Annotated in this window: 14 protein-coding genes; 10 read left to right on the top strand and 4 right to left on the bottom strand. The window is 46.2% G+C overall.

The features are described from left to right. Positions 1-111 precede the first annotated feature (111 nt). Positions 112-954: a flagellar motor protein MotB gene (locus RS891_RS28395; RefSeq protein ID WP_315793772.1), complete on the bottom strand. Its 843-nt coding sequence runs from the start codon at positions 952-954 to the stop codon at positions 112-114. Further along, the gene (locus RS891_RS28390; protein WP_315793771.1) at positions 938-1,735 is read right to left on the bottom strand and encodes a flagellar motor protein; all 798 of its coding nucleotides are present in this window, start codon (positions 1,733-1,735) and stop codon (positions 938-940) included. Before RS891_RS28390 ends, RS891_RS28395 begins: the two co-directional genes overlap by 17 nt. 169 nt (positions 1,736-1,904) lie before the next feature. Between RS891_RS28390 and uvrB the strand changes: the two genes are divergently transcribed. Then, complete coding sequence (gene uvrB / locus RS891_RS28385; protein ID WP_315793770.1) at positions 1,905-3,896, top strand: excinuclease ABC subunit UvrB; 1,992 nt, start codon at positions 1,905-1,907, stop codon at positions 3,894-3,896. A gap of 137 nt (positions 3,897-4,033) precedes the next feature. On the opposite strand, the gene RS891_RS28380 is transcribed toward uvrB, so the two are convergent. Further along, entirely contained in the window at positions 4,034-4,636 is a 603-nt protein-coding gene (locus RS891_RS28380; RefSeq protein WP_315793769.1) for a hypothetical protein, read from the bottom strand. A 198-nt stretch (positions 4,637-4,834) separates the two neighbouring features. Here RS891_RS28380 and uvrA point away from each other — a divergent pair, with 198 nt between their 5' ends. The 7 genes from uvrA to galU all read left to right on the top strand — a co-directional run bounded on the left by uvrA (position 4,835) and on the right by galU (position 19,570). Beyond that, positions 4,835-7,693 carry an excinuclease ABC subunit UvrA gene (gene uvrA / locus RS891_RS28375; RefSeq protein ID WP_315793768.1) on the top strand — a complete coding sequence of 953 codons (2,859 nt, stop codon included), beginning with the start codon at positions 4,835-4,837 and terminating at the stop codon, positions 7,691-7,693. A 440-nt stretch (positions 7,694-8,133) separates the two neighbouring features. Beyond that, positions 8,134-8,346, top strand: a complete 213-nt coding sequence (locus RS891_RS28370) for a hypothetical protein (protein ID WP_076287653.1) — start codon at positions 8,134-8,136, stop codon at positions 8,344-8,346. Between the two features lie 272 nt (positions 8,347-8,618). Then, positions 8,619-9,785 carry a S1C family serine protease gene (locus RS891_RS28365; RefSeq protein ID WP_258530815.1) on the top strand — a complete coding sequence of 389 codons (1,167 nt, stop codon included), beginning with the start codon at positions 8,619-8,621 and terminating at the stop codon, positions 9,783-9,785. A 43-nt stretch (positions 9,786-9,828) separates the two neighbouring features. Further along, on the top strand, positions 9,829-11,727 hold the full coding sequence (locus RS891_RS28360; protein WP_315793767.1) for a stalk domain-containing protein: 1,899 nt from the start codon (positions 9,829-9,831) through the stop codon (positions 11,725-11,727). Positions 11,728-12,094: 367 nt separating this feature from the next. Beyond that, entirely contained in the window at positions 12,095-14,608 is a 2,514-nt protein-coding gene (locus RS891_RS28355; protein ID WP_315793766.1) for a U32 family peptidase, read from the top strand. A 172-nt stretch (positions 14,609-14,780) separates the two neighbouring features. Then, a complete protein-coding gene (locus RS891_RS28350; RefSeq protein ID WP_315793765.1) occupies positions 14,781-18,401 on the top strand; it encodes a DEAD/DEAH box helicase in 3,621 nt (1,206 codons plus the stop codon). A 290-nt stretch (positions 18,402-18,691) separates the two neighbouring features. After that, positions 18,692-19,570 carry a UTP--glucose-1-phosphate uridylyltransferase GalU gene (galU, locus tag RS891_RS28345; protein WP_315793764.1) on the top strand — a complete coding sequence of 293 codons (879 nt, stop codon included), beginning with the start codon at positions 18,692-18,694 and terminating at the stop codon, positions 19,568-19,570. Between the two features lie 86 nt (positions 19,571-19,656). Here the strand turns inward: galU and RS891_RS28340 are convergent, their stop codons facing one another. Continuing rightward, positions 19,657-22,128 (bottom strand): O-antigen ligase family protein, encoded by a 2,472-nt coding sequence (locus RS891_RS28340; protein ID WP_315793763.1) that lies wholly within the window; start codon positions 22,126-22,128, stop codon positions 19,657-19,659. Between the two features lie 57 nt (positions 22,129-22,185). Between RS891_RS28340 and RS891_RS28335 the strand changes: the two genes are divergently transcribed. Together RS891_RS28335 and RS891_RS28330 are read left to right on the top strand one after the other, a co-directional pair. Then, on the top strand, positions 22,186-22,962 hold the full coding sequence (locus RS891_RS28335) for an ABC transporter permease (protein ID WP_315793762.1): 777 nt from the start codon (positions 22,186-22,188) through the stop codon (positions 22,960-22,962). Positions 22,963-22,975: 13 nt separating this feature from the next. Continuing rightward, positions 22,976-23,716, top strand: a complete 741-nt coding sequence (locus RS891_RS28330) for an ABC transporter ATP-binding protein (RefSeq protein ID WP_315793761.1) — start codon at positions 22,976-22,978, stop codon at positions 23,714-23,716. Positions 23,717-23,737: the final 21 nt, after the last annotated feature.

The raw sequence follows: 23,737 nt of genomic DNA, 5'->3' as shown, positions 1-23,737 counted from the left end.
TTTAGCGATAAAATATGAAGTGAAAACAAAAAGCACGTTCTGCTGAATCGAATTCAGTAAGAACGTGCTTTTTATAATACAGCAAGGATGCTTCATACGAAATGTTGAAGATTATGGCTGGAGTTGACGCAAGACGGTGATTTCCACACGTCTATTTTTTTGCCGCCCTGCTGCGGTGGTATTATCCCCAGTTGGGCGCGTATCCGCGTATCCGGCATATTGAAATCCGTCAGGTTCAAGCTTTTCTTTATCGAGAAAAAATCGCAATACAGATAGTGCACGTTCCCCGGAAAGCTCCCAATTGTCTTTATAGGTTGCGTTCGCTCCGACAGGAACGTTGTCCGTATGTCCTTCAATGCTTACAACCGTGCTCAGATCACGGAACAGGCTTGCCAATTTGCTCAGTGTGGGTGCAGCATCACTTTTGAGTGCGGCCTTTCCCTGATCAAACAGGAAGCGGTCACTGAGTGTGATAGAGATACCTTGTGGCTTGTCTGCAACAAAAATCTGATTTTCCAGTTTATTGTCCTCGATATATTGGGTAATCACATTGAACAGATTTTGCAGCTCCTGCTCCTGTGATCTGAATTGCTCTTCCCGCTCCGTAAGTGGCTGATCTTCATCATCTGGCTTGCCTGTCTCGGAATCTGATGAGGTTCCTTTGCCTTCTCCGGGGTCTTCGCCCTGAATCTGGGAAGGTGGATTTTTGGTAATGGCTTGTCCAGCTGTGCCACCAATGCCTTCACCTTGATCAAGCAGGGAGTTGGATTGGTTAAAAGTATTTTGCAACGATTGAGTAACCACATCGTATTTACCAGAATCCAGATTGCTCATGGCATACATGATCACAAAAAAGATCAGCAGCAGGGTAATGAGATCGGCATAGGTAATCATCCAGCGATCTCGAGGATCTCCAGGTTCACGTTTTCCGCGCCGTTTACTGCGCCGGCTCATCCAATCCCTCCTTCACTACAGGACGTGTAATCTGGCGGTGAGTAAGTGTAAAGGACTCGAGCCGTTTACGCACAAGCTGAGGGTTTTCCCCGTTCTGGATGGATAGTACACCTTCGAGCAGCATTTCCATTGTTTGAATTTCGTCTGCTCCACGGGATTTAATTTTGGAAGCAATGGGTAAAAAGATAAGATTGGCACTGGCGACCCCGTAAAGGGTTGCGGTAAAGGCAACAGCAATTGCTGGTCCGAGTCCGGTAGGATCGGTCAGACTGCCAAGTACCTGAATAAGCCCCATCACGGTACCAATGATACCCATCGTTGGAGCATAACCGCCTGCTGATTCAAAAATTTTGGCATAACCTTCATATTTTTGTTCGACGGAATCAATCTCCATTTCCATGATCTGACGAACAACATCCTGATCTGTGCCATCGACAACCATCTGAATACCATCTTGTAAAAATGGATGCGGATGGTCCATCACCTTTCGTTCCAGAGCAAGCACGCCTGAGCGGCGAGCAATTGAAGACATATCTACAAGTTCTTCAACCCACTGGCTTGAGTCATTGTTGTTACGCCCAAAGGCCATGCGGAGGGCAGCAGGAATCGTACGCAGCCGATGTGCAGGGAAACTGGCAACAACTGCGGCGATCGTTCCACCAAATACAATTAGAGCAGCGGTCTTTTGCATCAGACCGGATAATTGGCCACCTTCCCATAAGAAACCACTAATGACTGCGGCAATCCCGGCAATAATGCCGATAAGTGTCGCAATATCCATAAATTAACCCACTCCTATCTTTAGTTCGCGATTGCATCACTTGCACAGACGAGGTATAATTAAACGGGAACAAATATTCCTATTACTATAAGTTTTCCCATATGTAAATTCGGGGAACTTCGACAATATATAGTGACTATTATTTTAGACGATAGGGTGAGATACGGCAATGAGCGATATTATAATGAGCGACAAAACGTTCGAAATCGAGTCAGAGTTTTCTCCCCAAGGTGATCAGCCTGTAGCCATTGAAGAATTGGTGAAGGGTGTTCAGGAAGGGAAGAGATATCAGACGCTGCTGGGTGCAACCGGTACGGGTAAGACGTTCACCATTGCACAGACGATTGCCAAGCTGCAACGTCCCACGCTGATTATTGCCCACAATAAAACGCTGGCAGCACAGCTTGCAAGTGAGTTCAAAGACTTTTTTCCGCATAACATGGTTGAGTATTTTGTCAGTTACTACGATTATTTTCAACCAGAGGCCTATATTCCTTCCTCGGATACGTACATCGAGAAGGATTCAAGTATCAATGAAGAGATCGATAAGTTACGCCATGCGGCTACAAGTTCATTGTTTGAACGCAGAGATGTCATTATTGTAGCGAGTGTATCCTGCATCTATGGCTTGGGTTCGCCGCATTCATACTCTAGTATGCTTCTGTCCCTGCGGGTAGGGATGGAGAAACCACGCAATCAGATCTTGTCTCGTCTAGTGGAGATTCAATATCAGCGAAATGACATTAACTTTGTGCGTGGCACGTTCCGCGTTCGCGGCGACGTTATCGAGATTTTCCCGGCATCGAAGGGTGAACATGCGATTCGGGTGGAATTGTTCGGTGATGAGATTGAGAAAATTACGGAGATAGACGTGTTAACCGGAGAACTGGTTGGCGAACGTGAACATATCGCCATTTTCCCGGCATCTCACTTCGTAACCCAAGAAGAGACGATGCGTGTCGCGTTGGTGAACATTGAGCGTGAACTGGAAGAGCGTCTTGAAGTGCTGAGAGAACAGGGGAAATTGCTGGAGGCTCAGCGACTGGAGCAACGTACACGTTACGATATCGAGATGATGAAGGAAGTCGGGTTCTGTTCAGGGATTGAGAACTATTCCGGACCATTGACGTTCCGTGAACGTGGCGATACACCTTACACACTGATGGACTATTTCCCGGATGACATGTTGATTGTGGTTGATGAGTCCCACGTGACGCTGCCACAGATCCGTGCAATGTACAACGGTGACCAAGCACGGAAGACTGTGCTGGTTGATCACGGATTCCGTCTGCCATCTGCACTGGATAACCGTCCGCTCAAATTCGACGAGTTCGAAGAAAAGATGAATCAGATCATCTATGTATCCGCGACACCAGGTCCTTACGAGATAGAGCATACGGATACAATGGTACAACAGATCATTCGTCCAACCGGTCTGCTTGATCCAATTATTGAACTGCGTCCAACGAAGGGGCAGATCGATGACCTGATTGGTGAGATTAACGATCGGATTGCGAAAGACGAGCGGGTCCTGATCACCACATTAACGAAGAAGATGTCCGAGGATTTAACAGATTATCTGAAGGAGATCGGAATCAAAGTACGTTATTTGCACTCCGAGATCAAGACGTTGGAGCGTATGGCGATTCTGCGTGATCTCAGGCTAGGGGTGTTCCATGTCCTTATCGGAATCAACTTGCTCCGGGAAGGTCTAGATCTTCCTGAAGTTTCTCTGGTAGCCATTTTGGATGCCGACAAAGAAGGCTTCCTGCGCTCGGAACGCTCACTGATCCAAACGATTGGTCGGGCAGCACGGAACAGCGAAGGTCGAGTCATTCTATATGGTGACAAAGTGACAGATTCGATGGATAAGGCGATTAAAGAAACAGAACGCCGTCGTGCAATCCAGATTGAATATAACGAAAAACATGGGATTACACCACAGACGATTCGTAAAAAAGTGCGTGATGTGATTGAAGCAACCAAAGTTGCCGAATCCAAGAAAGACTATCTTACAGGCGCTGCCGAGAAGATGTCGAAGAAGGAACGTCAGTCGCTTATTCAGCGCCTAGAAGCAGAGATGAAAGACGCAGCCAAAAACTTGCAGTTTGAGCGTGCTGCTGAACTTCGCGATGCATTGTTGGAACTGCGCGCAGAATAGCTTATTAAGCAGACTGTAGAGATATAAGATAGAGGCACATTAATGAATGTGTCGCAGCGAGGATAGATCTGCAACAAGAGAACGGCCGGATGGCCGTTCTCTTGTTGAGTCAGGAAATCATTGATATCTACCGATAATTAGACATGTTGAAAACCTAAAATCAGGTCTATACTGATAGAATAGTTGAAATTGGTTAAAAGGTTTATAGGAAAAGATTTGGAAGTTGTGTCCCCAGGAGCCGAGCCAAAGGCAATGGCGACCTTCACGAGCGAGGCGAAGCCGTGAGCGTCCCGGTGTTTAAGGGGAGCCGAGCCAAAGGCAATGGCGACTTTCGCGAGCGAAGCGAAGCCGTGAGCGTCCCGGTGTTTAAGGGGAGCCGAGCCAAAGGCAATGGCGACCTTCGCGAGTGAAGCGAAGCCGTGAGCGCCCTGGTGTTTAAGGGGAGTTGAGCCAAAGGCAATGGCGACCTTCGCGAGCGAAGCGAAGCCGTGAGCGTCCCGATGTTTAAGGGGAGCCGAGCCAAAGGCAATGGCGACCTTCGCGAGCGAAGCGAAGCCGTGAGCGTCCCGGTGTTTAAGGGGAGCCGAGCCAAAGGCAATGGCGACCTTCGCGAGTGAAGCGAAGCCGTGAGCGTCCCGGTGTTTAAGGGGAGCCGAGCCAAAGGCAATGGCGACCTTCGCGAGCGAAGCGAAGCCGTGAGCGCCTTCTCGTGGTGGAGCGGCCGTCCAAGAGACCGGCAATCAGCCGGAGTCTTGGACGAAGCTGCGGGCACACAACAACCTTCACATAGCAAGACCCGACCATTCACCATTGCACCGCCTGTTTCGGGTGTCCAGAGGGCTGCGCCCTCTGGGGCCCTCCCTTGGAAGGGAGGGTTTGGGAGGGATCGAAAAGCCTTTAAAAAGGTTGGAATTTCAACATTGAAAGGATGAATACCATTGGCGAGCGAGAACATTGTCATCAAAGGCGCGCGAGCGCATAACCTCAAAAACATTGATATCACCATCCCGCGTGACCGTTTTGTTGTATTGACCGGTCTAAGTGGCTCAGGCAAGTCCTCGCTGGCTTTTGACACGATATATGCCGAAGGACAGCGACGTTACGTGGAATCATTATCGGCTTATGCACGGCAGTTTCTGGGGCAGATGGAGAAACCGGACGTTGATTCCATTGAAGGATTGTCTCCGGCCATCTCCATAGATCAGAAAACGACAAGTCGTAACCCGCGTTCTACAGTCGGAACCGTTACGGAAATCTATGACTACCTGCGTCTGTTATTTGCGCGTGTGGGACATCCTCATTGTCCGGATCATGGCGTGGAAATTAGTTCCCAGACCGTTGAACAAATGGTTGACCGCATAATGCAATATCCTGAGCGGACACGGTTGCAGATTCTGGCACCGATTGTCTCGGGACGTAAAGGTGAGCACAAAAGTGTGTTTTCCGATATCTCCAAACAAGGTTTTGTCCGTGTTCGGGTGAACGGGGAATTACGTGATCTGTCCGAAGATATCCAATTGGAGAAGAACAAGAAACATACGATTGAAGTCGTCGTTGACCGGATCGTGATCAAGGAAGATGTGCAATCGCGTTTGGCCGATTCTATTGAGACTGCACTTAATCTGTCCGGTGGACAACTGCTGGTAGATATTATGGGTGAGGAAGAACTGCGTTTCAGTTCCAACTTTGCCTGCCCGGTGTGCGGATTCAGTATTGAAGAGCTGGCGCCGCGCATGTTTTCATTCAACAGCCCATTTGGAGCCTGCCCGGATTGTGATGGATTAGGTGTCAAAATGATTGTTGACCCGGACCTGTTGGTACCGGATCGCAGCAAAACAATTGAAGACGGTGCGTTTGATGCGTGGACAGGTGGCACATCGACCTATTATCCGCAGTTCCTCAAGTCGGTATGCGAACACTTTAATATTCCGCAAAACGTACCTGTAGAAGATCTGCCTGCTGAACAAATGAACAAGCTGTTGCAGGGTACAGGTACAGAGAAAATTCGTTTCCGGTACGAGAATGATTTTGGACAACGGAAAGAAGCATTGGTTACTTTTGAAGGTATTGTGAATAATCTGGAGCGTCGTTACCGTGAGACGGCATCCGAAGGTATCCGTGAATTCATTGAAGGTTATATGAGTGCCAAGCCGTGTGGAACATGTAAAGGACAGCGACTGAAACGTGAAAGCCTTGCTGTTACGATTAACGATCATAACATGGCGTATGTGACAAGTTTGTCCATTGGAGAAGCTGGTCGTTTCTTCGATTCGCTGCAATTGAGTGAGAAAGAAGAAATGATTTCCAAACTTATTTTGAAAGAAATCAACAGCCGCCTAGGCTTTCTGGTGAACGTAGGTCTGGATTATCTGACCCTTAGCCGTGCTGCAGGAACGTTGTCCGGTGGTGAAGCCCAGCGGATCAGACTGGCGACACAGATTGGTTCCAGCCTGATGGGCGTGCTGTATATTCTGGATGAGCCGAGTATCGGCCTACATCAACGGGATAACGATCGTCTGATCTCCACACTCGCTCACATGCGGGATATCGGTAACACACTGATCGTGGTTGAACATGATGAAGATACGATGATGGCTGCCGATTATATTATTGATATTGGTCCGGGGGCAGGTATCCACGGCGGTACCATCATGTCACAGGGTACACCGGAAGAAATCATGAATGACGAGAACTCATTAACGGGTCAATATCTGAGTGGGCGCAAGTTTATTCCGGTACGTACGGAACGCCGTAGTGTCGGGGACCGCTGGCTGGAAGTGCGTGGAGCGAAGGAAAATAACCTAAAAAACCTGAATGTAAAAATTCCAGTGGGCGTATTTACCGCAGTAACAGGTGTATCCGGCTCGGGTAAATCGACACTAATTAATGAGATTTTGTATAAAACGCTGGCACGTGATCTGAACCGCGCACGGGTACGCCCTGGTCAGCACAAAGAGATTCGCGGTCTGGAACATATTGATAAAGTCATTGATATTGACCAGTCGCCAATCGGACGGACACCACGTTCCAACCCGGCTACCTATACAGGCGTCTTTGATGACATCCGTGATCTGTTTGCACAGACCAATGAAGCCAAAGTGCGCGGATACAAAAAAGGCAGATTCAGTTTCAATATTAAAGGCGGTCGTTGTGAAGCATGTCGCGGGGACGGCATTATCAAAATTGAGATGCACTTCCTGCCAGATGTCTACGTGCCTTGTGAGGTTTGCAAAGGCAAACGGTACAATCGCGAAACCCTTGAAGTCAAATACAAAAATAGAAATATTGCAGATGTGCTGGAAATGACGGTAGAGGATGCAACGCAGTTCTTCGAGAACATTCCGAAAATTCATCGCAAAATGCAAACCTTGCTCGACGTGGGGTTGGGCTACATTAACCTGGGGCAGCCTGCAACGACCTTGTCCGGTGGTGAAGCACAACGCGTGAAGCTTGCTTCCGAGCTGTATCGTCGCAGTACGGGTAAAACGATCTATATTCTGGATGAGCCAACGACTGGTCTTCATGTCGATGATATTGATCGTCTGCTGAACGTCCTGCATCGTCTGGTGGATTCCGGTGAATCCGTATTGGTTATCGAGCATAACCTGGATGTTATCAAAACAGCCGATTATATCGTTGATCTGGGTCCAGAAGGTGGCAGTGGTGGTGGAACCATTGTTGCGACAGGTACGCCAGAGGATATTATTAAAGTGGAAGCTTCCTATACAGGGAAGTATTTAAAACCAGTATTGGAACGGGATACGGAACGAAGCAAGACGTTACAATTAACGGAGTAAATGCTCCAGTTTGCAGATTGTTTGTGAATATCTAACCCTTCTTTTCTGAAGTAGGCGGCATCGATGTAGATCTGATGTCCTCTTCTTCCGAGGAGAAGGGTTTTCTGATATTTTGATGTTGTCCCAATCTAAATATCACATCGGTGAAAGTGTTTACATATGCGATAGAGCAAGCATTCCATCAATCTACTGCCAAACTGGATTTTTTTCATTTTTCTGGATGATAGGGCTTGCATTACAAGCAGGGTACAGATAACATAGAGGAAGATATTAGGGTATGCGTTAGCATTCGGCATTTTGCATCACTTGAATCGGTTCAGGGTACAAGTTGTAAGTTGTAAATAAGAGTCTCATTTCAATTTACTTCTTGCTGATTGGAATTCAGTCATTGGATTTATGCAAAATGCATGTTCAACTATGGTGAGGAGGTCTGTCTATCCATGCTGTTTGCAGAAGCTGCCGCGGCGAGTACTTCGAATTTTAATGCGTTTGATATTTTTGTCATCTTATTTACGATCCTGATTTTCATCGGGGTGGTTCGCCTGCTTCGCGCACCGAAGAAGAATTTGTTTGCTATCGGATTTGCAGTGGTCAGTCTGCTTGTATTTCTTTTGACGGACTATGCCATGATTACCGGTTGGTTTGGTTCGTAGAGACAAGGCTGAGCTTATTCGAAAACAGCAAGTAGAAGTACAGACAAACACTTTCCAGTGAGTTAAGGAGGGTGTTTTTTTGTGTTTTGCAGAGTGGTGTGGATAATACGGTCTTCTCTATAGAAATTAGGTCTTAAAGCGATTGTACAGGAATAATTTGTATGTTAAATTTGAGGATACCGGTATTGCAGATAATAGAGAAAGAGATTCAGTAATGGATCAGATAGTTCGGTTGCATAACGGAGGATATATAGAGAGGGTTAGGTGAGAGAATGAGAGTGTTGGGGAAAAAGGGTGTAGCCATACTGATGGCTGCTGTACTCTCGATCAGTGTTGCAGCAACGGCTGGAGCAGCGGAGTCTTCATCAAGTATGCAAGCCAAAGTGGTAGATGGACAAGTATATGTTAATTCAAAGGATTTAGTCAAAGCTCTCGGAGGAACTGGGCAATATGACGCCAAATCTGGAACGTTTCATTATAAGGGTAGTGAAGCAATCCCGAAAGTAATTGAAAAAGTATCTCCGTCTGTTGTAGGCATCATCGGCAAATCTACTGAATCACAGGATGGCGTCACATCGGACCGCTATAACCTGGCTCATGGCACTGGCGTGATCATCCGCTCTAACGGCTGGATTGTGACGAACGCCCATGTGGTTGATGGATTAATCGATCCGTTGGTCGTGACGACCGATGGCAATACATATAAAATCACCAAAACATACAGTGACCCGTTAAGCGATATCGCTCTAATCAAAATTAATGCCAAATCTCTTAAACCGGCGACCTTCGCCAAAGCTTCCCAAACAACCGTTGGGGAAACTGTCATTGCCATCGGAACACCGATCTCCTTTTCTTTGCGTAACTCGGCGACAGTGGGCGTAATCAGTGGGCTTAATCGAGGAGTGGAGGCAACCTATCGGTTGATCCAAACAGATACGGCCATTAATCCGGGCAACAGCGGCGGACCGCTGGTCAACCTCAAAGGTGAAGTTGTTGGTATTAACTCTATGAAATTTTCAGCAGTGGGTATCGAGAGCATGGGATTTTCAATTCCAGTAGATACCGTTCAATATATTATCAATCAGTTCTTTGAATACGGGAAAATCAAGCGTGCAAGCCTTGGACTGCAACTGGAAGAGAGCTGGTCAGCGATTGTGGGCCTGCCTACAGATGATCCTTTGACGATTACGGGCGTGTTGTCGGCTCAAGCGAAGAAGGCCAAAATCAAAGAGGGAGATGTGTTATACAGTGTGGCAGGCACACGTGTGTCCTCTGTGGTGGATATCAATGAGCTGCTCAAAACGTATGTGCCAGGACAGAAGGTCAAACTGTTAATGCAAACGGACGGCGATATTGTCACTCGTACGGTGGTCCTTGCTGATCGAGCGGATATCCAAGGCGATGAAGATGAACAGTTCACTGTAGATGAAGATCAATAAAGCCCGGCGAGCAATCCGGATCCAGAGAGGACGAATGAACGGAATGAAAAAATCATTTTTACGTGTGCTGAGCACAGGTGTGTTAGCCGGGATGCTGAGCATTGGAGCGGCAATACCTGCATGGGCATCCGATCTTACAACAAGTGAGCTGCGAATCACAACAGGAAGCACGAGCGCCTATATCAACGGCAGCAAGCAGACAATCGCCAAACCATATAAATTCAAAGGGGTTACGATGGTTCCAGTCGGTGTATTCAAAAAGGCTTTTGGCAGCGAGATCCGACTGGAGAAGAATGATGTGGTCAAAGTTAAGGAAGGTCCGCATACTGTCACCTTAACGATAGGCAGTTCGATTGCCTGGGTGGATGGAGTCAAAAAAGAGATGGGTGCTGCCCCAAAAATGGTGAATGGCGTGCTTATGGTGCCGCTCCGTCCGGTAGCCGCAGGGATTGGCGCTACACTTGCCCCAAGCAGTTCAGGAGAAATGGTCATTCGATTATTGCAAACGGATGAATCGACGGATGAAGACGAGGGTGGCATTAATCTGGATGAAGGCAAAACGAGAATTGGTAACAGTTATTACGGCTGGTCCATTAATTACCCATCCGACCTCATGATTTTGCAAACGGGTGAGCAGGAGCGCATGATGACATTTGGCGCGGAGGACAGCAGTTATTATCTTGAAGTGTACGTGAGTGACCAGGATGTGAATCTGGATTCAGATGATTTGTTACAGCAACTTGTTCAGGAAGCGAAAGAGAGCGGAGATACGGTACTCGATCGGGAATCGATTGACAAAGGGAAAACCCCTTATGCCCGAATTGTGGTAAAAGATAGGGACGGGGTATTATGGGAAATGCGCCAATATATCCATGGTGGTCGCCAATATGATGTATATCTCGCGGATTATGAAGCTCTTAATTACAAGGATCTGGGCAAGCGTGCAGCACTGCTCAATTCATTCCAGCCTACTTATGTTCAGTCCGATCGTACGATCAAGGACCTTTCAACCGTGGATGAGGGTATGCGTTCTACCTGGAATGACGATTATGGCATCGAACTGAAGATTCCAGCAGGTTGGTCCATGGACAACACACAGATGATATACGAAGCCAAAGATGGTGCATATCTGCAGCTGCGTGTTACATCTGCACCGAAAGGTGCGACGGTCAAAGAGTGGAGCGGCCAATTGGACAAATGGATGCGTGAAACGTTCACGCCGGAAAGTTATGAACCGATCGGTTCGTATACGATGGATGTGTCAGGTGAGACTGCTGAGGTGAATGAGTTCCGTTATAACTTTGGCGATGGATGGCAGACGGAGTTCGATGTTCTTTTGCAAAAAAACGGCTATCGCTATTATGCAGAGTATACGTTCCCTGAGGAGCAAACGAAGGATCGTGAATGGTTTAAGAGTATCATGAAGAGTGTCGAGATTGATTTTGATACCGTATCCGATAATTTCGGACAGCTGGATGAAGACCCGTATTTGACGGATAAAGCAAAAGCTGTGACACGAACGTCCAAACGTTATCATTATAGTGTTGATATTCCGCGTTACTGGACGCCATACAATGATCGATTTGAGTATTCTCCCGTCTTGTATACCTTTACAGGTGGTCAATTCTCCATTGCTGCGAGTGAGGACAAATCCATTGAAATGACCGTAAGTCAACTTAGAGAGGCGTATGCGGAAGCGACCAAAACACGTAAAAACTTCAAATTGCTTAGCAATGAGGAGTTGACGTTTGCGGGTGTGCCTGCGTTTTCCTTCATCTATCATGAAGTGGACAATGGTGTGCCGTATACCGGACGTCAGATCGTGTTTGAACAGAACGGAACGACATATACCATTACGAGCGGGCTGAATGACGCCAACAAGACAGAAGTGCAGGCAGCAGCGCTGGAAAAAGCCGTGAACTCATTTACTTTTATCAAATAAGAGAGAAATGCTGAAATAAAATAGATGCAAATTGCCGGAGGGTCAGAAGACCTTCCGGTTTTTTATTTTTATAATCAGGCAATCGGAGTGTTTAGTGTAAAGTTTAATGGAAATGAAAATGATAAACGGTTTTTTCAGGAAAGCGTAGAAGAGTCGTTGCAGAAGTGGTACACTATACTAGTTCAGGAGTTATGACTGCTGTTCTGAAAAATAAGAATGACTGTAGGCTTGGGAATCAGGCAATACAGACATAATGTATAGATATAGCGATACAGTGACAATGCAGGCGTATGGAATTAAGGTACAGGATTTAGCGTACAGGGTACAGGGATGAAATCCGGCTATGCCGGTTATGGGGAGGATACACATGAAAACAGCAACAATACGAAGAGAAGACGTTGAGCTTCTGGCACCCGCAGGTGACTGGGATTGTATGCGTTCGGCGGTAGCCAACGGCGCGGATGCGATTTTCTTCGGAGTCGAAAAATTTAATGCACGGGCACGGGCGAACAATTTCCGCATGGACGAGTTGCCGGAGATTATGGCGTTTTTGCACAGTTATGGCGTAAAAGGTTTTTTGACCTTTAATATATTGATTTTTGAAAATGAATTGACGGATGCCAAAGAACTGATCGACGCTTGTGTCGATGCAGGTGTGGATGCCGTAATTGTACAGGATTTGGGTCTGGTCAAAATGATCCGCGAGATCTCGCCGGATTTCCCGATTCACGGTTCCACCCAAATGACGATTACATCACCGGAAGCGGTAGAGTTTACGAAGCCGTTTGATATGGAACGTGTCGTGCTTGGACGGGAGAACAACCTGAAACAAATTCAGAAAATCGGAGAACAGGCGAAGTTGCCGATGGAAGTATTTGTTCACGGTGCATTGTGTGTGTCTTATTCCGGGCAATGTCTGACTTCTGAAATGTGGGGTGGACGCTCCGCCAACCGTGGGGAATGTGCACAGGCTTGTCGTCTGCCTTACGACCTGATGGTGGATGGAGAGCATAAACCGATGGGCGATGTGGCGTATCTGCTGTCTCCGAAGGATCTGGCGGCGATTGACTTGATGCCGGAACTGATCGAAGCAGGCGTAACTTCATTCAAAATCGAAGGACGTCTCAAAACGCCAGAATACGTGGCTAACGTGGTTAGTAAATACCGCAAAGCGATTGACCGTTACTTTGATGGAGATAATACTCCTCCAAGTAAAGAAGAAGTTCGTGAATTGCAGCAGAGCTTCTCTCGTGGATTCACGCACGGTTTCCTGGATGGAACGAACAATAAACAGCTGGTTGACGGTACGTTCCCGAAAAGCCGTGGCGTCTATCTGGGTCGTGTAGACCAAGTATTGCGTGATGGTGTCGTCCTGAAGCTGGATGCACCAGTGAAACGTGGAGACGGAATCGTATTTGATGCTGGAGATCCAACGAAGAAGGAAGAGGGCGGGCGTGTCTACGATGTACGTCGCAAAGGCGTGAAGCTTGAAGGCGAAGCCGAGGAAGGCTGGATCGTGGACGTTGTACCAGGCCGTAGTGACGTGGACCTGCGCCGCGTGAAAGTTGGCGACAAAGTATGGAAAACGAATGATCCGGCGCTGGACAAACGTCTGCGTCAGAGCTTTGAAACTGAGAAGCCATATCGCATCTTCCCGGTAAACGTAAAAGTTATCGGCAGCCCAGGGCAGCCGCTTAGCACATGGTGGACGGACGTGCAGAAGGGCACGACAGTCCGTGTGAATTCCGAGATGGAACTGGATATTGCCCAGAAGCGTCCAATGACGCACGAATTGCTCGAAGAGCAATTCGGACGTCTGGGCGGCACTGTGTTCCAGCTGGAAGAATTGGACGTCAACCTGCACGGTGACGTCATCATCCCGATGCGCGAGTTGAATAACATTCGCCGTCAGGCGGTGGAACAACTCGCGGGCGAGCGCCCTAAACCGCCCGTCTACGTGAAACGGGCGGTGGAAGTCTACGGCGATGCGGTTAAACCGGCAGCGCCAGTTGCTCGCGGTCATGCGGAGCTGACCGCGCTCTGCCGCAGCCTGCCACAAGTGGAGGCAGCGCTGGAAGCAGGTGTCGGCATGATCTACGCCGACTTCGAGTTTATCAAGCAGTTCCCGGCAGCAGTGGAAGCTGTTCGTGCCGCAGGCCGCAAGATTGCGTTGGCAACACCACGCATTCATATGCCTGGCGAGAACGGGTATCACAACAACATCCTGCGTTTGCAGCCGGATGCTATGCTCGTACGTAATACGGGTGCATTGTACTTCTACTTGCGCCACCGGATGGAGAACCCGGATGCGAAGCATCCTGAATTGATCGGTGACTTCTCACTCAACATTGCCAATCACAAAGCAGTGGAACTGTTCCTGGAAGCAGGTTGTGACTGGATTACACCTTCTTATGACCTGAACATTCAGCAAATGGTTGATTTGCTGGGACACTCCCGTACAAGTCAGACGGAAGTCGTTATTCACCAGCATTTGCCGATGTTCCATACTGAGCACTGTGTGTACTGTACGTTTATGAGTGAAGGAACGGACTTTACGAACTGTGGACGTCCATGTGAAGATCACCGGGCTTCCTTGCAAGACCGGATCGGCATGTCTCATCCGGTACGTGTGGACGAAGGCTGCCGTAATACCGTGTATAATGCAGTGGAGCAGTCCGGTGCGGAATATCTGACCAACTTTATGGATCTGGGTGTATCCCGCTACCGTGTTGAATTCCTGGAGGAAACTCCAGAGCAGGTGCGCGAGGTTATTGATCTGTACAATCGTGCTTTGCGTGGAGAGATCAGTGGTACACAAGTTTGGAAAACACTGAAAGCAACAAACCAGCTTGGCGTAACGCGTGGTCAACTGGTGAAATAATAGATCGAAACGGAAATAAACAGAACAAGCATGAAGTTGAACTATACTGCAACCCCAATCTCTGCTTTACGGAGCTCTTGGGGTTTTTTCTATAAAATAGACTTGAACTATACCGATATCAGATTTGTACGTGGTATCTTGTTTGTCAGAGAAATATAGGAGGCGAAGAACCGTGGCGCCATTCACGATGATGGATATCAAATTGCTGTGCGGGGTCACGGCATTCAAACGGGGAGAATCGTATAACCAATCTGGCAGGGTGACCAACCTGGTTGCCAGTCAGGATGAACGTCACTACGAAGCTGTGGTTCGAGGTACAGAACGATACAAAGTAACGGTTGATCTGGATGATGCAGGTGAGGTTGTTGCCGGATGCAGTTGTCCGGGCGATGGGAGATATTATGACTATTGCAAACATGTGGCTGCCGTATTGCTGGCGATTCATGAATGGGGAGAACAGCGTGACACGGGCTCTCAAACATCCTCGAAGCTGGTGTCTAAACCTGATCGTGGCTCCACTTCCAGAGTAGGAACGCTGGTGGAGGAGAATGAGTGGGAGCGTCCAAACTCCATTTCAAATACCGACTCAGTGATGAATGTAGGATCTCATTCAACTTCATCTGCTCAGACCTTTGCAGCGGAGCCATTGCCTTCCGATTCCAAGCTTGATGACCATTCGGATAGGAATCGTCCGTCTGTACATTTCGCTCAAGCGGGTCGTCCAAGCTCTGCTCCTGGATGGGGCAGATCAGCAGATAAACCGTCGTACCGAACAGCGGATCAGATTCTTTCCATGTTTGCCAAAGAACGCAGCCCTTTGCATGCAAATGATCGTAAATACACTGCGCCTGTAACCCGGTCTTCATTACGGGAGGAACTGCAGCTCCAATTTATATGCAAGCTTGTGCAGGTTCACAAAGGCGGAGCCAAACTCGCGCTTGAACTGAAGGTCGGAAATAAACGCCTGTATGTCGTTCAGAAAGTGAAGCAATTCCTGAACTGCATTGAGAATGGTGAGCCGATGTCGTTTACCAAGCTATTTTTCTATGACCCTTCAATGCATTATTTTAGTCCCCAGGATCAGGCGATCTTGTCTATGCTTATTCGGATGAGGCAGAGTGAGGAAGCTTACCGCGAATCCATCTCCGGTTACTTGGGTGCTTCAGACGGAAGAGATATATTGATTGCTCCTCTGGTCTGGAAGCCTTTATTGGATTTGCTGCTTCAGGCAGATAGCCGGATGGAGGGAACAGGGTTGGCGAATGGTCCGCTCACTTTGGGTGAGGGGGCACTGCCTTTATTTTACCGTATTGCGCAGGGGACTAATGAAGGATATCAGCTGGAGATCTCCGGATTGCGTGAGCTGATTCTTCTTCCAGCCTATGATGCTGCCGTGGTGGAAGGGCAATTGCATATGTTGGAGCCGATGCAGATGCGAAGTCTGGAGGATTTGAGCAGAGCGCTCACATCTTATGGAATTAAGGAAAGTATCGATATTTCTGCTCAACAGGTAGATGAATTTGTGCAGCATGTCGTGCCGGAACTACGTACACTTGGACATCTGTCCATCGATTCTCAGGTGAGAGAACGTATCGCAGAGCCGGAGCTTGCGCCAAAGTTGTATATCGATTTCTATCGGGAACGGATTACCGCGCGTCTGGAGTTTGATTATGGTGTAATGGTGATTAATCCGCTGGCCGAGTATTTGATCGATGAGGAAGAGAAAAAGGTGATTTTGGTACGTGACCGTCATGCAGAGCGTAATCTGATCGACCGACTAGATCGCTCTTTCCTGGAACGGGATGGCAGTGTATGGGCAAGTGAACGAGAAGATGCAGTATACGATGTGATGTATCATCTGCTGCCTGAGCTTGAGAAGCAGGTAGATATCTATATCCCAAATGCGGTGAAGGCCATGGTGCAATCCTATCCGACACCGCCGAAAGTTCGGGCAGATCTGGGCAAAGGCTTGGACTGGCTGGAGATCTCATTCGAGATGGAAGGTGTAGACGAGCAGGAGCTTCAAGAGATTATGCGCAGCATTGTGGAAAAGAAACCATATTTCCGCTTGCGCAGCGGTGTGTTTGTCTCTCTCGAAAATGAAGGAGCGGACAGCTTCGCACACATGGCCGATTCGCTTGGACTTGCGTCGGGGGATATCAATGGCAGTCATATTCGGATGCCGGCCGTTCGAGCGCTGCAGCTTCCGGGCCGGGATGAGGTTTCGGGACATGTGAAGTGGGGCGGTTCCCTGAAACGTTTCCTGGATGATCTTCGTGACCCCGAGCGGATGGATTTTTCATTGCCGGATGCGCTTGCTCCTGTGCTGCGTGATTATCAGGCCAGTGGATACCAGTGGCTGCGTACACTCGCATTTTACCGATTTGGCGGTATCCTGGCGGATGATATGGGACTTGGTAAAACGCTGCAAAGTATCGCCTATATCGCGGCAGAACTGAAAGAAAAACCGCAACAGCACAATAGCGATCCAGATGGTGCTAATTACACTGTCGAAGAGGGGAATTTCGGGAGTAACATCCCAGATGAAGTACAGACCGGATTGTTAGACCAACAAACTGCTCATCCCCCGGTACTCGTCGTTGCACCAGCTTCATTAACGTACAACTGGGCGAATGAATTTGCCCGATTTGCGCCGCATTTGCGAGTGCTGATTGCAGCAGGACAAAAAGACGAACGAGCCAGTATGCTCTCAGGCATGGATGACGCAGATGTTATTGTGACGTCCTACCCACTATTGCGGCGTGATCTGGACACATATCTCGGAAGGACGTTTCATACGCTTATTTTGGATGAAGCCCAGGCGATTAAGAATTCATCTTCGCAGACGGCTCAGGCAGTTAAACAGATTCAGGCTCCACGTCGCTTCGCTCTTACAGGAACACCCGTAGAAAACTCCCTGGATGAGCTATGGTCGATCTTTGAAGCAGTTTTCCCGGGCTTGTTCCCAAGCTATCGCAGATTCCGGGACCTGCCACCTGAGCGGATCGCGCGAATGGTTCGTCCGTTTATTCTCCGCCGTCTGAAGAAAGACGTGCTGGAGGAATTGCCCGATCGTATTGAAACCGTACAGCGCTCCGAGCTGATGGACGAACAGAAGAAATTGTATGCCGCCTATCTGTCCCAGCTCCAGGATGAGACATCCAAGGATATGGAAGAGAACGGTTTTCAGAAGAACCGGATCAAAATACTTGCTGGTATTACACGCCTGCGCCAGTTGTGCTGTCATCCCGCTCTCTTTGTGGAGGGGTATCAAGGTGATTCCGGGAAAATGGAACAGTTGCTGGAGACGGTTCAGGATTGTCTGGCTGCTGGCAAGCGAATTCTTATCTTCTCCCAGTTCGCTAGCATGCTTAATTTGATTCGACAGACGCTCGCTGCACAGGGGAGAGATTTGTTCTACCTGGATGGTCAGACACCTGCTCAGAGTCGGGTAGAGATGTGCCGCAGATTCAATGAAGGCGAAGCTGAACTGTTTCTGATCTCCTTGAAGGCTGGCGGTACCGGATTGAATTTAACGGGTGCCGATACGGTTATTTTATATGATTTGTGGTGGAACCCCGCCGTTGAAGAACAGGCCATCGGACGTGCCCATCGTATGGGACAGAAACAAGTCGTACAGGTTATCCGCCTCGTTACGGAAGGTACGATTGAAGAGAAGATTCTGGAGCTGCAGCAGCGCAAAAAAGATTTGATTGCCGAAGTCATTGAACCCGGAGATCGAGGGTCGACCACCTTATCCGAGCAGGATATCCGGGAGCTGTTGATGGTATAATGATACTGTTTTGATGAGACAGGGTGATACATCTTTTTAAATTGTATCACCCTATCATTCTATACAAAAGAAATTGATATAGACGAGAAGTGAAACCTATTTATACAGTATGAATAGGATACTAGTAAAGTAATCTTAACCATGCAAAACATGCATTTATTTATTTGATATATTATAATTAAATTTTTAAAATTACATAGCCTGATGATTATTGTATTTTTTGCAATTTTAATGAAATTTAAGAATGGGATATACATGTCATCTAATTTATAAAAAGGGGGATTTATATTATGAGAATTCGTAAAGCTATAATTCCGGCTGCTGGTCTGGGAACCCGTTTTCTGCCAGCAACCAAAGCTATGCCCAAGGAAATGCTGCCTATTGTTGACAAGCCAACGATTCAGTACATTATCGAAGAGGCTGTGGCCTCAGGTATTGAGGATATAATTATCGTGACAGGTAAAGGCAAGAGGGCGATTGAAGACCATTTTGACTACTCTTTTGAACTGGAGCAAAATCTGGTTGATAAACAGAAATGGGATCTATTAAATGAGGTGCGTAAATCTTCTGAAATGGCAGATATCCACTATATTCGACAAAAGGAACCTAAAGGACTGGGACATGCGATTTGGTGTGCCCGCAAGTTTATTGGAGACGAACCCTTCGCTGTGCTGCTTGGAGATGATATCGTTGAGTCAGATAAGCCTTGTCTTCAGCAGATGATGGAAGTGTATGATGAATACCAGTCTCCAATCGTGGGTGTTCAGCCAGTCGATTGGAAAGAAGTATCCCGTTACGGTATTGTTGATGGCGAGCAAATCCTGAAAACCAACGACCGAGTATTCCGCTCTAAACGTTTAGTTGAAAAGCCAAAGCCTGAAGATGCTCCTTCAAATCTTGCTATTATGGGACGATATATTCTTACACCGGATATCTTTGAGATTCTTGGACAACAGTCCGCAGGTGTTGGTGGGGAAATCCAGTTGACCGATGCGTTATCTCGTCTGAATGAGCAGAGAAGAATATTAGCCTATCATTTTGAAGGCCTTCGTCATGATGTGGGAGAGAAGCTGGGTTTTATTGAGACAACGATTCATTATGCACTTCAGCATGACGATCTGCGGGAAGATTTGTTGAATTATCTGAAGAAGATTGTGACGTCGAACTAGTATTAACTTTAAATTTTTATATACAAAAAAGGTTTACCCTCAAGGGTAAACCTTTTTGCTTTGATCTAACTTGAGATAATTTATTATTAGAAGCTCAGTTCAGCAATCTGTTTAATCTCGTCAGCTTCATTAGGTGCTACAGCAATCAATTTATCATACACCGCTTGATCCTGTTGTCCGTCCTTCGTCAGAGCTGCGAGGTACCAACGGGCAATTTCACGGTTGGTCGCATCGGACAGATCCTCAGCAATTCCACCCTTAAGAACCGTTGCAGCTCCGGCGGAATCATTTAGCATGTATTTCATCTTCCCTGCATTTAGAATCATTGTTGAAGTTAGCTCGAATGGCTTTCCTTGAAGTTGCCCTTCAGGAAGAGTTTTTAGGTGCTCTACTCCATCAACAACATGCTGGTAAGCATCCAGACCTGATGTGAAGTAGGATTCTTTTTTGGCTGTATCGCCTTGTCCGAGTGCTTGATATCCTAGATCGAACGAACGGCTAATTAGCGCCTCGTACCATTCCATATCCCAGATATAGTTGTTGGCATATTCTTTTTGGAGAGCATACGCTCGGTCACTATCACCTTTAAGCTCATAAAGTTGGATTAGCTGTTTAACCATACTTTTGTTGTAGGGTTCTGCTTGTAGTCCTTTTTGCAAAAGATCTACACCAGCCATATAGAACTGGTCATCCTGCGTCTGCTCGAAACCCTGCTGATACAGAGCAGATAGCGTCAAGAGAGAGTCAGAGTGTGTACTACGTATGGCCAAGTCTTTGTCCAATACAGTCTTAATCTCTTCAAAAGATTGGCTAGTTTGTGCTACTTCTTTAGCTGTATTCGCATATTGATTTGCTTGCAAGAAGCGGACGGATACGATCAATAGTACGATGATTGAAACTCCGGCGATTGCAGTATAGATCCCTCGTGCAGCCGATGGGCTCACCTTCAAATTCAAACGTTTAACAGGCCGTGGTTCGATTACCGCTGCCATACCTCCAAACCCGATAAACACCAGCATACCGATGAAAACATAGCTCATATTGAAATCGAGTAGACTCAGTACCAGAATAGTCATAGATAAAATAAAAAAAACAAAATGAGACTCTCTTTCGCTTTCATCTCTTCGCAAGTAGCTGCGAACGAATTGATAGAAGATATACAGAATAAATGCCATGAAAATGATAAATCCGATGAGTCCGACTTCTACCAGATACTGCATGAAGAAGTTATGTGCCTGGGCACTGACGTATGGATTGTTTTGATACTTTTCGTACAGTGCAGTCCAAGCGCCACCGCCAGCACCAATCAAAGGATAATCCGCGATAACCTTGGCGGCATCTTTGTAGAAGGTGAGTCGTTCCAGGACACTATGCTGCTGGAAGTTGATGTTTTCCAGACGCGTACTGATGCTGTCCGGCAAAATGTTGCGAACGCTGGTACCCAACAACAGCACTGCTGCGATAATGGCGAGCAGCACTGAGCCAAGCGGAATCCAGAGGCTTGCGCCTTTACGTTTACCCCAAGCTTGGAACTTGGCTTCAAGCTTTGGAGCGATCCAACGTTGGATCAACCAGTTGATAATCGCTACAACGATGGATGCGGTAATCAGATAGATCCAACCTTTAGTTGCAAGTCCGGTCGAGAACTGTTTCTGTAATTCGAGTCCGGCGGTATTGACCGGATTCAGGATAGCAATCGTAGCTATTCCCGATATGGCAAGATAAATGAACCATAAAATTTGTTTTGCTGGTTTAAGCAGCAACAGGATGATCACGAACACGATAGGCATCATCACAAGACCTGTCCGCGAAAGTGTCAGCAACAGAGACAGTAAGATAGGAACAAGCATGAATCCGTGGACCAACTGTTTATACACCTTTTTGGTGCGGATCAGGCTAAAGATGCTAATGAACAGAAATGCCATCAAGAAGGCTGCGTATGTATTCGGGTACTGGAATACGGAAGCAAGCCGCGGACCGTTGGCATCATTCCAGATCGCTTGGTTATATACACCGTTAACTACACCTGAAGAGAACCATCCAACCAGCTTGCCTGCGAAGCTGAAAGCACCAAACCAATTTAATAGACCATATCCGACTATTACATATGCAATTCCTATTAAGGAAGATTGTATGATATGATTAATTTGTTTGTTCTGGAGGAGGGACATCGTCATGACGAAGAGCATGGCATAAATGCACTGGATTAGAATCATGTTGACTGCCAAGTAATGCGATGCTGCACTAATAAGTGACAGTATGTAGGTGAGTGGCAGTAGTAGAACGAGTAACTTGAGCCAATCTTGTTGGGATTCTAGTGAGATGCTTTTGTAGTAAACTACAGCCCAGACAATAAAGAGGAGGCTTGTAATTACTAGTGCCCAATAAATGGGGCCTTCAAATTGAAGCAATTGTCCGTTAAATAACGCAACTTGAAATGAAGACCAGAGTAAAAATAAGGTAAGTCCTGTGGACAGAGTCCATAGAAGCGGTGAAGCCGAACCGGACCTAGCCGTGCTCGACGTCTTTTTGGTTTTCCCGTATACTGGATTCGACAAGGTTTAATTCTCCTTTACTTGTAGATACGTCAATATTTTAGCATATGAGGGTAGTTTATGAAAAATTATGTTGTGAATCTTATTAAATACAAAGATCTTCTGATAGAGCTTATTAAGAAAGATATCAAATTAAAATACAGAAATTCGATATTAGGTATTTTTTGGAGTATGCTGAATCCGCTCTTAATGATGGTAGTACTAACGATTGTTTTCTCTAACCTTTTCGATAAAAATATTGAAAACTTCCCTGTATATGTAATGGCGGGGCGATTGGTTTATCAATTTTTCTCTGAGTCCACAAATTTCGCTATGGATTCAATAGTAGCTAATGGTCAATTGTTAAAAAAAATATATGTGCCAAAATACTTGTTTCCTATATCTAGGATTTGCTCTTCTTTTTTCACCACGATTGTATCCATCATCCCTTTAGCTTTGGTAATGGTTTTTACTGGAGTAAGTTTTCATTGGACTAACGTATTCATAGTTTTCCCACTGTTTTGTCTTTTGCTCATATCAACGGGGGTGGGTCTTTTGTTATCCACTGTAAATGTATATTTTAGGGATATTAAACATCTATATTCAGTAATTCTCACACTGGTCATGTATTTAACTCCTATTTTCTATCCAGCAGAGATCATACCAGATAAGTACATGTTACTAATAGAAATCAACCCTTTGTTCAATGTGGTCAGTATGTTTAGAACACTGTTATTAGATGGGGCTGTTCCCTCGGTAGCACTTATGTCCTTTACTTTTATCTATGCAATATTATTGTCCTTGATTGGGTTATTCGTATTCTACAAAAATCAGCATCGATTTGTACTCTATTTATAAAAGTGAGGAGAAAATGAAAAATTCAACTACTGTTTTAGAAGTTAGCAATGTTACTATGAAATATCGTTTAGCAACAGAAAAAATTGATTCTATGAAACATTATTTTGTGAAAAAAATTAAAGGGAAACTCAAATACGAGGATTTCTTAGCATTAAATAATGTGAATTTTTCGGTAAACAAAGGTGAAGTCTTTGGCATTATAGGGAGAAACGGTGCAGGGAAAAGTACATTGTTAAAGGTTATTTCAGGAATTTTAAAACCTACAAGTGGGGAGGTACATCGTAAAGGAACTATTGCTCCGTTAATAGAACTAGGGGCAGGCTTTAATGGAGATCTATCTGGAATTGAAAATGTTTATCTCAACGGCATGCTTATGGGATACTCAAAGAAATTTTTGCATGAACATATTAAAGAAATTTTAGAGTTTTCAGAGATAGAAAGTAAATTTCTTCATACTCCTCTGAAAAACTATTCTTCAGGCATGAAGGCGAGACTAGGATTTTCTATAGCAACTGCTGTTAAACCAGAAATTCTTATACTTGACGAAGTTCTTTCTGTTGGAGATTTTAAATTCAAGGAAAAAAGTGAAAATAAAATCAAATCAATGATGAAAGAAGGTACTACCGTTTTGTTTGTGTCACATTCTATAAAACAAATAGAAAATTTGTGTAATAGAGTTATATGGCTTGATAACGGGACAATTAGACAAGTTGGAAATGCTAATGACATATGTAAGTTATATAAAAATTCTTAAATCAGAGAAAATGAGAGGTAT

It is taken from the genome of Paenibacillus sp. BIC5C1 (assembly GCF_032399705.1).
Lineage (GTDB): Bacteria > Bacillota > Bacilli > Paenibacillales > Paenibacillaceae > Paenibacillus > Paenibacillus taichungensis_A.
This window is presented reverse-complemented; position numbering and strand designations above follow the sequence as displayed.